Source organism: Mycobacterium sp. 1245852.3 (genome assembly GCF_001669335.1).
In the GTDB taxonomy this organism is placed as follows: Bacteria; Actinomycetota; Actinomycetes; order Mycobacteriales; family Mycobacteriaceae; genus Mycobacterium; species Mycobacterium europaeum_A.
The window spans coordinates 23,479-38,216 of the sequence record NZ_LZLL01000518.1; the positions used below are offsets into that span (position 1 = coordinate 23,479).

General features: G+C 64.2%; 10 protein-coding genes. 1 reads left to right on the plus strand and 9 read right to left on the minus strand.

Annotated features, from left to right (window positions below; translation table 11 throughout):
• Positions 1–2 precede the first annotated feature (2 nt).
• A complete protein-coding gene (locus tag A9W96_RS23365) occupies positions 3–929 on the minus strand; it encodes a helix-turn-helix domain-containing protein (protein WP_156765382.1) in 927 nt (308 codons plus the stop codon).
• Positions 930–1,283: 354 nt separating this feature from the next.
• On the opposite strand from A9W96_RS23365, the gene A9W96_RS23370 reads away from it, so the two are divergent.
• On the plus strand, positions 1,284–2,735 hold the full coding sequence (locus tag A9W96_RS23370) for an aldehyde dehydrogenase (RefSeq protein WP_067143444.1): 1,452 nt from the start codon (positions 1,284–1,286) through the stop codon (positions 2,733–2,735).
• A gap of 125 nt (positions 2,736–2,860) precedes the next feature.
• On the opposite strand, the gene A9W96_RS23375 is transcribed toward A9W96_RS23370, so the two are convergent.
• The 8 genes from A9W96_RS23375 to A9W96_RS23410 form a co-directional block, all read right to left on the minus strand.
• The gene (locus tag A9W96_RS23375) at positions 2,861–4,483 is read right to left on the minus strand and encodes a GMC family oxidoreductase N-terminal domain-containing protein (RefSeq protein ID WP_082972560.1); all 1,623 of its coding nucleotides are present in this window, start codon (positions 4,481–4,483) and stop codon (positions 2,861–2,863) included.
• A 280-nt stretch (positions 4,484–4,763) separates the two neighbouring features.
• Positions 4,764–5,729: a GlxA family transcriptional regulator gene (locus A9W96_RS30745; RefSeq protein WP_082972561.1), complete on the minus strand. Its 966-nt coding sequence runs from the start codon at positions 5,727–5,729 to the stop codon at positions 4,764–4,766.
• Positions 5,730–5,853: 124 nt separating this feature from the next.
• Complete coding sequence (locus tag A9W96_RS23385) at positions 5,854–6,759, minus strand: SDR family NAD(P)-dependent oxidoreductase (RefSeq protein ID WP_067143450.1); 906 nt, start codon at positions 6,757–6,759, stop codon at positions 5,854–5,856.
• 46 nt (positions 6,760–6,805) lie between these two features.
• Complete coding sequence (locus tag A9W96_RS23390) at positions 6,806–9,580, minus strand: LuxR family transcriptional regulator (RefSeq protein WP_231999824.1); 2,775 nt, start codon at positions 9,578–9,580, stop codon at positions 6,806–6,808.
• A gap of 74 nt (positions 9,581–9,654) precedes the next feature.
• The gene (locus tag A9W96_RS23395) at positions 9,655–12,378 is read right to left on the minus strand and encodes a helix-turn-helix transcriptional regulator (protein ID WP_197499613.1); all 2,724 of its coding nucleotides are present in this window, start codon (positions 12,376–12,378) and stop codon (positions 9,655–9,657) included.
• 121 nt (positions 12,379–12,499) lie between these two features.
• Positions 12,500–13,204: a nitroreductase family protein gene (locus A9W96_RS23400; RefSeq protein ID WP_067020333.1), complete on the minus strand. Its 705-nt coding sequence runs from the start codon at positions 13,202–13,204 to the stop codon at positions 12,500–12,502.
• A gap of 16 nt (positions 13,205–13,220) precedes the next feature.
• On the minus strand, positions 13,221–13,871 hold the full coding sequence (locus A9W96_RS23405; protein ID WP_066871110.1) for an HD domain-containing protein: 651 nt from the start codon (positions 13,869–13,871) through the stop codon (positions 13,221–13,223).
• A gap of 100 nt (positions 13,872–13,971) precedes the next feature.
• On the minus strand, positions 13,972–14,673 hold the full coding sequence (locus tag A9W96_RS23410; RefSeq protein WP_067020339.1) for an alpha/beta fold hydrolase: 702 nt from the start codon (positions 14,671–14,673) through the stop codon (positions 13,972–13,974).
• Positions 14,674–14,738: the final 65 nt, after the last annotated feature.

The window sequence follows — 14,738 nt, forward strand, 5'->3', positions numbered from 1 at the left end:
AGTCACTCACCGAGGACCTGCTGACGGTACGCTGTCGGCGTCATGACCAGCCGCCGACGCATCACAGCGGAGAGATGCTGGGAACTGGCGAATCCGCATTTGTGCGCGATTTCGGTGATGCTGAACGAGGGGTTGCCCAGCAGCTCGCATGCTCGTGCAACGCGGCGGTTCATCAACCATCGATGCGGCGGGTCGCCCGTGCCTTCGCGGAAAAGTGTTGTAAGACGCGCCGGTGATAGGCCCACCTCTTGAGCCACGTCGTCAAGACCGACATCGTCTGACAGATGGGCTTCGAGGAATCCGATCGCGCGCCCTAGCCGCCAGTCTCGATAGCCCGGTCCGCTGCGTGCACTCAGCGCTCTGGTGCCCGATAGGCTTGAATGTTGCCGTATCAGGCGGACAACGAGTTGTTGGCCAAGGGAATCGATCATCATGCGGGAGCATCCGTCGGGGCAGGCCATCTCGCGAATCATCTGCCGCGAGATTCCCTCCACGAAAGGATCCCTTGAGCACATCGGGTCGATAAGAGTGACCGATCCAGCCGACTTCATCGCGCCGATTTCCACGGCGGCACGTTCCACAAAAGCATGCGGCACATACACGTGCAGACAGCTGAATGGCCGCTCTGCCTTCACTATTCCCCTGGGTTGTTCGCCGGCAACCACCATGTTCATATGGAAAGCCGGATGCACACGACTCCATTTGAGGCGTCCGTCCCCAAAGTAGGTGTGGTGATGCTTCCCGTTCAGTGCAATCGAGATGAGGTGCGTCGTCTCGGCCGGGGGACCGAAAAGTTCGAGTGGCGATTGGCTTTCGAAGCGCCAAACCGCTGCCGACACGCCTCCACTGGAACCCCTGATATGCCGTTCGGGTTTCAGTCCCCATCCCTCTGCGATCATTTCGGCAGTCACGAATGCCACCGGCTTCACCGGCGTGCTCCGAGTCCGGCACCGGGCGTAGTTGCGAGCCGGGCCGACGGTGGGCAGCCATACGCAACCCGCTGGCTTCGTGGCGAAATCATAAGGACCAGTGTCTGTTTAACGACGGCGCGGCAAGCAGTCCTCAATCGGACATCGGTCCCACAAAAAGCGACGCAGTAGGCGGCGCGTGTGCTACGTCACACTAGCCACGCACGTTTTGTGCACGGAATGCGCAGCACGGACACGCCCCGCAGACTTGACCGACGGTAGACACGACAGTGGGCTTAGCCGTCGCTCCGACGTGCATCACATCGGTGGGCCTATGTGTTTGGTTCACAACACTATTCATCAACGGAAGGACGCATGGTGCTGCGCGATAAGGTTGTGCCCGAGGGACAGCTATTCATTGACGGCGAGTTCCGCGTTGCTGACAGCACTGCGCCGGTCGTGGAAGCAGCGACCGAGACGGTCCTGGGCAATGGGGCCGATGCAACACGGGGCGACATCGACGACGCGGTGGCCGCGTCCCGCCGCGCACTGGATGCGTGGATAAACACCCCCGCGGACGAGCGGGCCCAAATCCTTGGTCGATTCGCCGATGCGCTCGAGAAGCGCGCCGAATACACCAGCGAACTATGCACTCGCGAAATGGGAGCACCCCTGGCCCTCTCCCGCCTGATGAACGGCTTCTTGCCGGTTGCCGCCTTTCGTTACTATGCCGGCCTAATTGGCACATGCGACATAGAGGAAACCAGGCCGAGCGTGGTCGGACACACCATCGTGCGCCGAACGGCGGTCGGTGTGGTCGGCGCCATCGTCCCGTGGAACGTGCCCCAAATCCTCGCGGCGGCGAAGCTCGCCCCGGCGTTGGCGGCGGGATGCACCGTGGTGTTGAAGCCGTCGCCGGAGACAGCCTTGGACGCCGGGGTATTCGGGGAAGCAGCCGCCGAATCGCGGTTACCGCCCGGCGTGCTCAATGTCGTCCCTGGCGGCCGTGACGCCGGTGCTTACCTGGTTGGTCATCCCGGCGTCGACAAAGTCGCGTTTACCGGCTCAACGGCCGCGGGTCGCCTCATCGCCCAAACCTGCGGAGGGCTCATCCGTCCGGTCACCTTGGAGTTGGGCGGAAAGTCCGCCGCGATCATTCTTGACGACGCCGACATCGACCTCACGATGCAGGGTTTGCGATCGGTGTCCTTCTGCAACAACGGCCAGGCCTGTTATGCCAACACGCGGGTCCTGGCGCCACGCTCTCGTTACAGCGAGATCGTCGATGCCCTAGCGGAACTGGCGAACTCGCTAGTGGTCGGCGATCCGATCGATCAGTCCGTGGAAATTGGGCCCCTGGTGAGCTCGCGACAGCGCGAACGGGTGCTGGGCTATATCGAAAGCGGAAAAGCCGGGGGTGCTCGACTCGTCGCCGGCGGCGGCGTACCCGCTGACTGTCAGCGCGGTTGGTATGTAGCGCCCACAGTATTCGCCGACGTAGACAACTCATCGCGCATTGCACAGGACGAAATCTTCGGGCCTGTCGTATCGGTCATCCCCTACGACTCCGACGGCGAAGCCATTGACATCGCCAACGACTCAGAATTTGGCCTCGGTGGCACCGTGTGGTCATCCGACGAAGCGCGGGCGTGCCAGATCGCCCGCGCCGTAGAGACGGGCACCATCGGCATCAACCACTACCAGCCGGATCTCGGTGCGCCATTCGGCGGCATCAAAGCAAGCGGGATCGGAAAAGAGTTTGGGCCTGAGGGTCTGGCCGCCTACCAGTCGGTCAAGTCGATCTTCCGTAGCACACCAATGGGCTAAGCTCCGGCCGGCGGAAGAATGCGATCGCCGAAGTCGGCATCGACCCTGGGCCGCCGCGGTGCGTCACCTCGTGCCATAAGCGCGGCACACAGATTCGTCGCTAACGACCCGCGAGTCCGAGCTTGTTATAGGGAATGCCGATCTTTGATGTATTCCGCGGCGCGCTCGCCGATTACGACGCAGGGGGCCATCGTGTTGCCAGAGGTAATGCGCGGCATGATGGAGGCGTCGGCAACTCGCAAGTTTTCAATGCCGTGCACACGAAGGTCGCTGCCAACGACCGACAACGAGTCATCGCCCAATTTGGCCGTCCCTGACGAATGCCAGAATGGGACCACCGCATTTCGGACGAATGCCCTTAGCTCATCGCCTTGGAGGTTGCCTGGCATCAACTCGCGTTTGACGAATGGTCGAAGCGCCGCCGAGCTGCCCAAGTCCCGCAGAAACTCCACGCAGGAAACGGCGAGCTCAAGGTCGTCGGGATCCGACAACGAGTTGACGTTCAAGCGGGGTGGGTCATCGGGTGCCGAGCCGCCCAAGCGGACGGTGCCGCGACTACGCGGGTGGGTGAGCGAACCGGCCAAAGTCCAGCACGACGTCGGCAGCTCGCCAAACTGAGCCGCGATCTCAGGGCTTGCAAATGGCGCCGCTGCCTGACAGCAGAACAGATCCGGAGCGTCCAAACGAGGATTACTCGTCCAAAACAGCTGTGTTTCGCCCTGGTTTGACGCCGTGAATGGGTGCGGGAACTCAAAGTTGAGCGGTAGACATGGATGGTCCTGGAGGTTCTTGCCGACGCCGGGGAGATGCTGGCGGACCTCGATCCCGAATGCACGCAACTCGGACGCATCACCAATACCTGACTGCATCAACACCTTTGGACTGTTGATCGCACCAAGTGATAGCACAACTTCCCCGCGGGCAGCGACATGCTGCAGCCGGCCGTCGCGAGATATCTCAACACCGGTGACTCGGTTGCCTTCAGCCGAAAGGCGGGTAACCACGGCGTGCGTGAGGATTGTCAGATTTGGCCTATCCAAGATGGGATAGACATATGAGCGAAACATCGACTGACGCCGGCCGTTGACAACAGTCAAGTCAACGATCGCTGCGCCACCGTCGCCCTCCATCATCTTGCCATTGGGAGTCTCGAAGGTAGGCAGGCCCATGGACCGGGCCACCTCGAGCGTTGTTGCGGCGAGCCGATTTGAGCTTGAGGCCGGTTGAACCCCAACCGGCCCTCCGCTGCCTCGATATCTGGGATCTGGGGCGCCGCCCCAGTCTTCGATCCGTCGATAAATGTCTACGACCGCTTTGTAGCTCCAGCCAGGGTCGTCCGCCTCAGCGGCGTAAAAATCCCAATCGGACCGATGGCCGCGCGCCCATGCCATCACGTTGATACTCGATCCGCCGCCAAGAACCTTGCCCATCGACATCAGGAATACGCGGTTGTTGATATGCGGGTTAGGCTCGCTCTGAAATGCCCAGTCGCGTTCGCCGCCAAGGTTTGTCGCCCATAATTCCGGCGTCATGACGGATGGGGTCGCATCGTGGGTGCCGGCCTCAAGCAGCAGCACTGAGACATCGGGATTGTCGGATAGTCTTCGCGCAACCACCGAACCTGAGGATCCTGCACCACAGACAATGAAGTCGTATTCGGCGAACAGCGTGGATTCTGCCAGACGCTTCACGTCATGGTCGCTCGCTTCGACTTCGGACTGTATTGATTTGTTGGGCTGCAATGGCATATAGGTTCTCCAGCTCACGCTACGAAATCATTGGCACTACGCCGGGTTCGTCTCGATGGCGCTGCCGCGTTGCAGCCCGTGAATTACTTCGTCTTCGGCTCTTGACGACGTCCAAGCTCAATCCGCCAGGGTCACTAGCCAGTTTGTTGGGTTGTGGGGGCTATCCGGGAGGGCAATTACTGCCGTCCACCGCACAGAAAGTGACATCGAGCGGTGGCGCATCGCGCCCGGTACGCCGGTTAACGACCGACAGTTGCAAACCGCTGCGCAGTCCGTGTTCTCATCCGCGAGATGTCGTGCGGAATCTGTCCCGATAGGTAGTCGGCGTGATGCCGATGTGGTTGAGAAACGCCCTTCTCAGCGTTTCCGTGCTGCCGAAACCCGCCATCCGCGCGCTTTCAGCGACTGGTCGCCCTGCTTCGAGTAACGCACGGGCGAAGTCGATTCGAACCAATTCGACGTAGTGGGCCGGAGTCATCCGCAGCTCAGAATGAAAAAGTCGCGTCAGTTGGCGTGTGCTAAGAGACGCCCTTAAGGCCAGCTTCTTCACACTGTGATCGTCGCCAGGATTGGCGGCAATGGCGTCGATGACCACCCGCAGTGGGGAGTCTGGCGGCGGATTGGCTTCTATCAAGACGGAGAATTGCGATTGCCCACCAGCTCGTTTGAGGTATACCACCAACGACCGTGCAACTTTGCGGACCAGCTCTGGTCCATAATCGAGCTCAACCAACGCCAGTGCAAGGTCGACGCCCGCGGAGACACCGGCGGACGTATACACGTCGCCGTCGCGGACGAAGATCGCATCGGGTTCGACGGCGATATCTGGGAAGGCACGGGCTAGGCGTTGGGCCTGCCGCCAATGGGTGGTGGCGCGACGACCGCTGAGCAGCCCCGCTTGCGCCAGGATAAAGGCGCCCGTGCAGACCGATGCCAAACGCCGAGTTCGTGCCGATAAGATTACCAAAGCACCGACGAGCGCGGGATCGATCGGCTGTCCGACCAGATTTTCACCACCGGCCACCAACACGGTATCGACAGATTCGATTGATGAAATATCGTGCGTGACAGCGAATTTCGTTCCTATCGATGCGGTCACATCACGTCCGTCAACCGATGCGAATTCTAGTGAATAATCTGCACCGAACCGATTGCTTTCGGTGAAGACCTCGGCAGGACCGGCCACGTCTAGTAGCTTCACACCGTCGAATACGACGATCACCACGACTCGCGCGGCCGCTTCCACGTCGGCACCATGCCCTATCGCGTTGCTTGTCGGAACAGGTTATGCCAAGACTAATCGATCCTCCACTGCCGTATCCAACCCCGAAATCGCTTGGCCGGGAGAGCTATCCTCAGATATTTGTCCCCTACACCGCCGATCGGACTGGTTTCAACAGATCGTGCATGCCGACACGATGCAACATCTCGGCCCTGAGCCTGTCGAGCACCGCGAATCCGACTCCGACGCCGTCCTGGGCGGGATCGATGTGGAACCGAAACGGACGCTTGCCGAACGGTGTTTGCACAACGTTGACCAGAGCGTCTGCAACTGCAGACACGTCGGCGCCCGCGGGCACTATCGTGTCGATCGCTTTCCGCACTCGGGCTCCAATATCCGCGCAGGGTCCATTCTCGTACTGGGCGGCCACCGTACGATCACCGGGAGAACTAGCATTGGCGAAGTGATCGGTACCACCGGGGAATGCACCGGGAACGACGATGGAAGTTTCGATGCCCCAACGGGTTAACTCCGATGCGTAGGACACCGCCAGTGAGTCCATCGCGGCCTTGGCGGCGAAATATGGGGCAAGATACGGCGGGACAACCTCCGCCGCGCTACTGCTGGATACCCAGATCAGAAGACCTCGCCTCTGTCGTCGCATATGTGGCAGTACGGCGCGATTGATCCGCTGCGTGCTCACCACATTGACGTCGTACAAGTCGGCCAACTGCTGTGGCACAAACGCCTCGGCCGGTCCAAAAGCCATGCGGCACGCGTTGTGTATCAGGACGTCGATACGCCCATTCGCTTCGACGACCCGTTCAATCGCGGCATCCACCGACTGCTGCGATTGCACGTCCATCTCCACGGTCCGCAGCTCGACGCCGTTGTCCCTCGCGAAATGGGCGGCCGTTTCCACTTGTGCACGGTGGCGGCCGGCGGTCTCACGCATGGACGCATAGACCGTGTGGCCCGCCAGCGCCAGCGCCTCAGCAGCCAACTGGCCGACTGCGCTCGATGCGCCGGTGACCACGATCACGTCGGGAGCCATCTTGAGAGAATGCCGCGAGCGAGCACTCAATCGCATCCGCCGATGGCTAGTTAAGGGCGCGATCTAACTGGCTCCGAGAGCTGATGTCCAGCTTGGCAAAGACCTTGCGCAGGTGGTACTGGACGGTTTTGGCGCTGATGAACAAGCGAGCGCCGATCTCCGGATTGGAGAGCCCATCGCGTGCCAGGCGGGCTATTTGGGATTCTTGAGCGGTCAGCTCAACGATGCTCGTATCAGCCGTGCGCATGCTGGCATCTGCACCGGCGGCCACCAGTTCGCGCCGCGCTCGCTCCGCGAACGCAGCCATACCCATCGTCTCCAGCATGTGGTGAGCCGTGCGTAGCTGCGCGCGCCCATCGATGCGTCGGCGCTCCCGGAGTAACCATTCCCCGTAGATCAGGTGTGCGCGGGCCAGCTCGGCGCGCACGCGGCTGCGGCCGAAGTGCGTGATCGCCGCTCGGTAGAGGCGCTCGGCGTTCTCCCCCTCCGAAATCAGCGCACGCGAGCGCATTTCAACTCCCAGCGCCCACTCGGTACCACTGGCGGTCGTCATCTCTGCGACCCAGTGCACAGCGGCCGAAGCGATCTCGGTCATCCCGCTGCGTGCGGCCGCCTCAACGAGCTCCGCAGCGGCCCAATTCGCTATGCCCGGGTATCGGACATCGGGGTACTCCTGCTCGTCAAGAGCTAGCTGCGCAGCGGCCACCGCCCCCGGATAATCGCCAACACCATTGCGTAGCACCGCCCTTGCCCACTCGGCGCACGCCACCCCGATGCCTTCACCTCGTTCGGTCACCTGGTTCATGGTGATCTCGATCAGGGCGGACGTCTCGACTTCCCTGCCGCGCAACGCCGCAAGGCGCATGGCGGCGTACGGCGCGAGGTTGCTCCCCGTCGCCTCGGTAACCGTAGATTGCTCGTCGATTATCACGCCCGCAGCGGTGAGATCGCCCGCGAACAACAGCATCATCGCCCGCGTACTCAGGGCGAGCGGCAGCTCGTTGAGCGCGCCGCACTCACGCGCGAGCTGGAGATAGCGGACCGATAACGGATCCCAGTGCTCGTCGTCCCACAAGTGCAGAGCAGCGAGATTGACGTGCCACATCCAGCGCAGCTCCTCGTCGGACGACATGCCGACGCCGAACGTCCTCAGCGCTTCTCGTAGGTCCGGAACCGCCGCCGCGTATCCCTCGACGAAGTTCGCCGCCCAGCCGTCCAGGAGAATGTCGGGGGCGCGCGGGCTGCGCGGGGGTGTTGGGGCCACGGCCGCGGCTCGAGCCACTTCACGAACGCCGCCGCCAGGGCTGGCTAGGCGGCCGGCGAACGCCGCGGCGTTGATGGCGTCGAGATACGTTTCCCTCGCGAGTCCGGCGTCGATCGGCTCGATCCGCTTGGCAGCCGTCAGCAACAGGAGCGGGGCGTCGCCGCCCCGGCTCGTGGCAAAAGCGAGCTGGGCGCGTAGCAGGTCGACGCGTGCACGCTGCAGCTCGTCGAGCGGTCCGGCATTCGCCATCGACAACAAATCCGCCACCGCATCGAATGCGCCCGCCTGCACCTTCGTGTACGCCGCGGCGATCGCCCGTCCAGACCGTTTTATCGGGTCGAGCGTCAAGCGGGCCGCGCGTTCGAGGAACGCTGCTGCCGCGGCCAGCCCACCTCGTGCACGCGCCTGGTCGGCAGAATGCTCCAGCAGCTCGGCAATGTCCTCGTCCGGCCGCGAAGCGGCCTCGGCCAAGTGCCAGACGCGGCGGTCGGGATCAAGCGTCGGGTCGGTGACCGCCGCCAGTGCGCCGTGGACCGCCTGGCGCTCGGTCGGCGACGCCGACCAATAGGTTGCGGAACGCGCCAGAGGGTGCCGAAAGCGCACCCGGGTTCCGATCTCAGCCAGGCCCGACTCCGCCGCATCAGCCCCGGCAACAGCCGCAGACGCGGCCGAGATGCCAAGCCGCTCCGCGGCACTCCAGACCAGCGCTGGGTCACCGGTGGGGTCGGCGGCCGCGATCAATAGCAGCATTCGGGCGTCGGCGGGCAATGCGGCGTGGCGACGTCGAAAGCTCTCCTCGACGGCGCCAGCGACTGGCGCCGCCGCGGGCAGCCCGAAACCGCCAGCCAGTTCTGCCGTGGTCATGCGGCGTGGCAGCTCCATCAAGGCGAGGGGGTTGCCGCTCGTCTCGGCGACTATCTGTTCGCGAACCCGTTCATCCAGTGACCCGGGCAGGGCCGCATCCAGCAGCGCACGCGCATCCGCTTTCGGCAGGCCGCTGACGACCAGCTCCGGCAGGCCGGCGAGTTCAACTCCAGGCGCCCGGGTCGCGAAGACGATGCCGACCGCTTCCGCCCCGAGGCGTCTGGCGACGAACGCGAGGATCTGCGCCGAGGCGTGATCCAGCCACTGCTGATCGTCGACCAGACACAACAGCGGCTGCTCCTCAGCGACGTCCGACAGCAAACTCAAGACGGAGAGGCCGATCAGAAACGGGTCTGGCGCCGACCCCGAGCTCATGCCTAAGGCAGTCCGCAGAGCCTCTCGCTGTGGGCCCGGAAGGCGAAGCACCCGGCCGAGCAAGGGGGCGGACAGTTGGTGCAATCCTGCGAACGGTAGTTCCATCTCCGACTGAATCCCCGCCGCGCGCAAGACCTTGCAGCCTGATGCGTTGACGGCCAGGTATTCCATTAGCGCGGTCTTACCGATGCCCGGCTCGCCATGCAGTACTAGGGCTCGACTGTCACTGGCTCGCAACGCGGCCAACAATCGATCGAGCACACCGCGTTCGGCGTGGCGACCAATCAGCCTTAACCCGGTGCCTTCGCTATGTGACACGGAGCTGACGCTATCCGAGCCGCCAATCCACCGCACGTGGCGCAGCCCTCGATTTGCGGATGCGCAAGCGCCCGCTAGTCAAGGACTCGGTCGAGTTGGCTACGCGAGCTGATGTCGAGCTTGGCGAAGACCTTGCGCAGGTGGTACTGGGCGGTGCGTGGGCTGATGAATAATCTCGCGCCGATCTCGGGGTTCGACAGGCCTTCGCGTGCCAGCCGCGCGACCTCAATCTCCTGCGCGGTCAGTTGTTCTCCGCTCACATCGGCGGTGCGCTTCCGGGCCGTCGCGCCAGTGGCTTGCAGCTCACGCCTGGCCCGTTCTGCGAACGCCTCGATTCCCATCCTCTCCAGCATGTCGTGCGCGATTCGCAGCTGTGCCCGGGCGTCGGTGCGGCGACGTTGCCGGCGAAGCCATTCGCCGTACAGCAGGTGCGCACGGGCAAGTTCGGCACGCATGCGCGTAAGGCCAAGCCGCTCGACCGCCTCGCGATACAGCGGCTCGGCCAGCGCACCGTCAGTCAGCAACGCTCGCGAACGCGCTTCGACGCCGAGTGCCCAATGGGTGCCGCTGGCGCGGGTCATCTCGGTGAGCCGATCAAGTGTGACGGCTGCGATCTCTGTCATACCCCCACGCGCTGCGGCCTCGATCAGCTCGACGGCGGCCCAGGTAGATACGCCGATGTCAGCATGCTGCTCGGCAGCGCGGCGAGCCGCCGCTTGGGCGGTCCTGTAGTCACCATTGCCGTTGCCCAGAACAGCCGTCGCCCACTCGGCAATCGTCAGCCCAACACCTTCCCCGCGCCGCACTATGTCTGTAGTGGTGTGTTCGATCAGTGACGAAGCTTCGGCTTGCTTACCGCGAAATGCAGCGAGACCCAACGCACCATGGGGCGCGGCGCTGTCGCCCGTCGCCTCTGTGACCATCTCGGCCTCATGAATCAGAGATTCCGCGGCGGACAATTCTCCTGCAGCCAGCAACATCACGGCACGCGAGCTCAACGCGGGGGGCAGCTCAGTCAAGGCGCCGGTGGAACGGGCAATCTCGACGTGGCGGGCCGACAGCACCTCCCAGCTTGTCTCGTCCCACAAGTGCAACGCGGCGATACCGGCCAGCCATAGACATCGGAGCTCGTCGACGCACGAAGTTATGGCCGCTCTGACCGCGCGGCGCAGGAGTGGGGCCGCCGCCGCATATCCGTCGGTGAAATGTGCTGCGAGGCCGTCCAGGAGGAGGTCGGACAGTTGCGATGTTGACGGGCGCGGTGATGTCGCGGCGGCGCTTGCCACGTCGGCTACGCCGCAACCTTTCCCTAGTCGGCCCGAGAACATGGCGGCCGACATAGCATCCAAATATGTTGTGCGCGAGAGTAATACATCGACTTTCTCCAGCCGTTTGGCGGCCGTGAGCAATAGCGGGGGCGCGTCACTGCCGCGGTTTGTGACGAAGGCCAACTGAGCGCGCACCAAGTCGACCCGGGCGCGTTCGAAGTCGTTCAAGGGCCCGGCCTCGGCTTGAGCTATCAGGTCTAGTGCGGCATCGAATGCACCGGCTTCTACCTTTGCCGCAGCGGCATCCAGCGCCCGTTGAGCGCGATGCGCGGGATCGACGGTCAACGCCGTGGCGCGCTCAAGGAAAGCCGCGGCGGCCGCTACCCCGCCGCGCGCACGAGCGCGACCCGCCGAACGTATCAGCTCAGCGGCGACATCCTGATCCGGCGCGGCTGCAGCCTGAGCCAGGTGCCAGGCGCGCCGGTCCGGATCCGCCTCGGGATCCATAACACTGGCAAGGGCCCGGTGGGCCCGCTTTCGTTGCAGCGATGTTCCGAAGCGGTAGGCGGCGGAGCGCGCGAGCGGGTGCCGGAACAACACCCGGGCCTCGATCTCCAAGAGGCCCCCATCGACCGCGGGCGCTGCCGAGTCGGGGTGGATCCCCAGCTGCGTGCCGGCCGCCCATATCAGCGCTGAATTGCCGGTCGGCTCCGCGGCCGCCAGGACCAACAGGTTTCGGGTCGGGTCGGGCATGGCACCGATGCGCCGACTGAAGCTCTCCTCTACGACTCCGGAAAGCCTTGTGGCGCTTGGTAAACCGAATCCGCCTGCCAGATCGTGGGCACTGAGTCCGCGCGGCAGTTCCACCAATGCCAGTGGGTTGCCGCGTGTTTCGGCGACGATCTGATCGCGCACTTGTGTGTCCAATGGTCCGGTCAACACCATGTCCAACAGCACACGCGCTTCAGCGTCCGGCAATCCGCTGATAGCCAGGTGCGGCAACGCGGCCAGATCGCGTCCCGGCACGCGCGCGGCGAAGACCAGGCCGACGGGTTCCGCGAAAAGGCGCCGCGCTACGAACGCAAGCACCTGAGCGGAGGCACGGTCGAGCCACTGTTCGTCGTCGATCAGGCAGACGACGGGGCGCTCGTCGGCGACCTCAGACAGCAAGCTCAAGACGGCCAGCCCGATCAAAAAGCGGTCTGGCGGCGGCCCGTTAACCATCCCAAACGCGGTCTGTAGCGCCTCACGTTGAGGCCTTGAAAGCCGCTCCAGGTAGGCCATCATGGGACTACACAATTGATGGAGCGCGGCGAACGCAAGTTCCATCTCGGACTGGACGCCGGCCACACGGATCACGAGGCAATTTGATGCCCGCTCCGCCAAGTAACTCAGCAACGCGGACTTTCCGACCCCTGCCTCGCCATGAATGACGAGCGTGCGGCTTTCGTCGGCGCAGACAGCGTCGATGAGCTCGTCGAGAGCCGTGCACTCGGCCTGTCGGCCGATCAGCTCAATCGTCGCGCCCACGAGGGCACCCTGCCGATATCCGCACCGCCTTGTCCATTCCAGCGCGTAGGGATGCCTCGGATCGTATTACGTTGAGGTGACCTATGCCAGAGATGGCCTAATCGGCCGCCGCAAGACGTGTTCAGCCCGCCGCGGCCAGGCCGGCCGTCATCTCGTCGTGCGGCGGCCACAGTGGCTGCGGCACTTCGATGCCGAACGGCTTGTCCCAGCCGTTGCGGGACGAAACCTGGTGCACCGGATGGCGATTGGCCGCGACGCCCCACCTGCCCAACGGGTAGCCCAGGGTGAGCATCGCCGACATCTTCCAGCCCTGCTCGGCCGGAACTCCCAGTAGCTCGTTCACCTCGTCCTCGAAATTGCGGAGCACCATCGTCATGACACCGCCGACTCCCTCGGCGCGGGCGGCGAGCAACGCACTCCAGATGGCCGGGTAGATGTTGGCGCCGCCTAGGTCATCGATGGAGTAGACGAACAGCAACAGGGGGACCTCTTCGAAATGGTCGGCCAGGTAGTTGCCCGAGCCCTTCATTCGGCGCATCGTTTCGGCGTGCGCGGCGGGATCCGCTCCCGGCGCCGTGGCGACCATCGGTCCCGTTCCCGTGCTGAACTTCTCGTATTCGATGGCGCGGGCCTTGCGGAACAGTTCGGCGAACTTGCCGATGAGTTCCCGATCGTCCACGGCCACGAAGTGCCAACGCTGGGTGTTGCCCCCGTTCGGGGCGCGCACGGCCGCATCGAGGATGCGCGCCTGGGTCTCCAACGGAATCGGATCCGGGCGCAGCCGGCGCATCATCCGGGTGGTGTACAGGCCTTCGTAGATGTCCATTGTTCTGCTCCTTCCACTATTCGGGCCAAGGACTGTTGTGGATCGCGTCGACCATGTTGGCGGGCGTGAAGTTCGGATCGAAATGCGCCAGGACGTCGGCGTTCATGGTGCCGTAGGTGGTCTCCGGGCGGTGCTTCATGCCTTCGTTGAAGGCGACCAGGATGCGGTTCTTGAAGTCGGGACGCGGGTGGGCCGCGGTGACCGCCTCGACAGCGTCAGAAGGCAGGGCCTCGCGGCCGGCACCGACGACGTCGGTCGCGACACCGGCGATGAGCAAACTGATTTCCGGGTCCAGGCGGGCCGGCACGCCGGGCGTCGTGTGCAGGGCGATGCCCAACCACACCTTCTGCGCCTGCGCTTCCTCGACGCCACGTTCCACCAAGAATTCGCGCGCCGCGTCGGCACCGTCGATTTCGAAGCGCTCGGTCGAGGCGCCGTAGCGCGAGGTGAGACCCAGGTCGTGGAACATCGCCGCCACGTAGAGCAGTTCCAGGTCTGGGTGCAGCCCGAGGCGGCGCCCGTGAAGCGCGCCGAAGAAGTACGCCCGCCGGGAATGGTGGAAGAGGACGTCGTCCTCGGCGGCGCGGATGAACTCGGTTGCCTCGCGCACCAGCGCGGTGTCGGGGACCACGATGTCCGCAACGGCTGTTGTCGATGGAATGGCCATGACCGCGTCTCCTTCACTGCTTGCCTGAAGTGTGCGCCGCCGCGCGGTCAGGGAGGAGTCGGTTTGCGGCCGTTCTTCCCACAGAATCCGACATTGGCCGTCAGGCGGTGAGGATCGCCTGGGCCACCTCGTCGGGGTGGGTGAGCAGCCCATTGTGCGTGCCCGCAACGACGACCGGCCGGACCCCGATCCGCGCGGCCGATTCGGCCGCCGGCCGCGGCATCGCCAGGTCGTCTTCGCCGGCGATGTAGACCAACGGGATGCCAAGGTCGATCGGGTGGATGTCGAGGGCACCGAGGAAGTAACCGCCGGGCTGAACGGTGAGCAGGTCCGCCACCAGCCGCTGTAGGTCAGCACAGACGCCCTGCATCAGTTCCCGTCCGAGATAGTCCGCGGTTGCCGGAACGCCTCCGACTGGCGATTCCTCGATCCACCGCAGCGCGGACAGGCGCTTGTCGGGCGGGTTCTCGTCGATCAGCGACCTGCCGGGCAGCGGCACGTGCGCGTTGTAGTACACCAGTTTCTCGACTCGACCGGCGAGCACTTGCGCGGCGCCGGTCGCGGGGAAACCGCCCCAGCTGTGGGCAACCAACACCACCGCGCCGGATTCCCGCCGCCGCACCTGCCGGGCGATGTAATCGACCGCATCGTGAAGTTGGTATCCCGAGGGATCCTCGCCGTCGCCCATACCGGGCAGCGTCAAGGTGATAGCCCGGTGGCCCGCCGCGCGCAGCCGCTGGGCGACCGGACGCCAAGACCACGCCCCATGCCAGGCGCCGGGGATCAGGACGTATGTCGACATGTCCGCTAATCAGCCGGGGTGGCCGGGCCGGGCGGCGGCCAGGTCACCGGTGGCCAAATCCGAAG

Coding starts and splice junctions, on each gene's coding strand:
- A9W96_RS23370 (WP_067143444.1), top strand. CDS start 1,284: ATGGTGCTGCGCGATAAGGTTGTGCCCGAGGGACAGCTATTCATTGAC.
- A9W96_RS23375 (WP_082972560.1), bottom strand. CDS start 4,483: ATGCCATTGCAGCCCAACAAATCAATACAGTCCGAAGTCGAAGCGAGC.
- A9W96_RS23385 (WP_067143450.1), bottom strand. CDS start 6,759: ATGGCTCCCGACGTGATCGTGGTCACCGGCGCATCGAGCGCAGTCGGC.
- A9W96_RS23400 (WP_067020333.1), bottom strand. CDS start 13,204: ATGGACATCTACGAAGGCCTGTACACCACCCGGATGATGCGCCGGCTG.
- A9W96_RS23405 (WP_066871110.1), bottom strand. CDS start 13,871: ATGGCCATTCCATCGACAACAGCCGTTGCGGACATCGTGGTCCCCGAC.
- A9W96_RS23410 (WP_067020339.1), bottom strand. CDS start 14,673: ATGTCGACATACGTCCTGATCCCCGGCGCCTGGCATGGGGCGTGGTCT.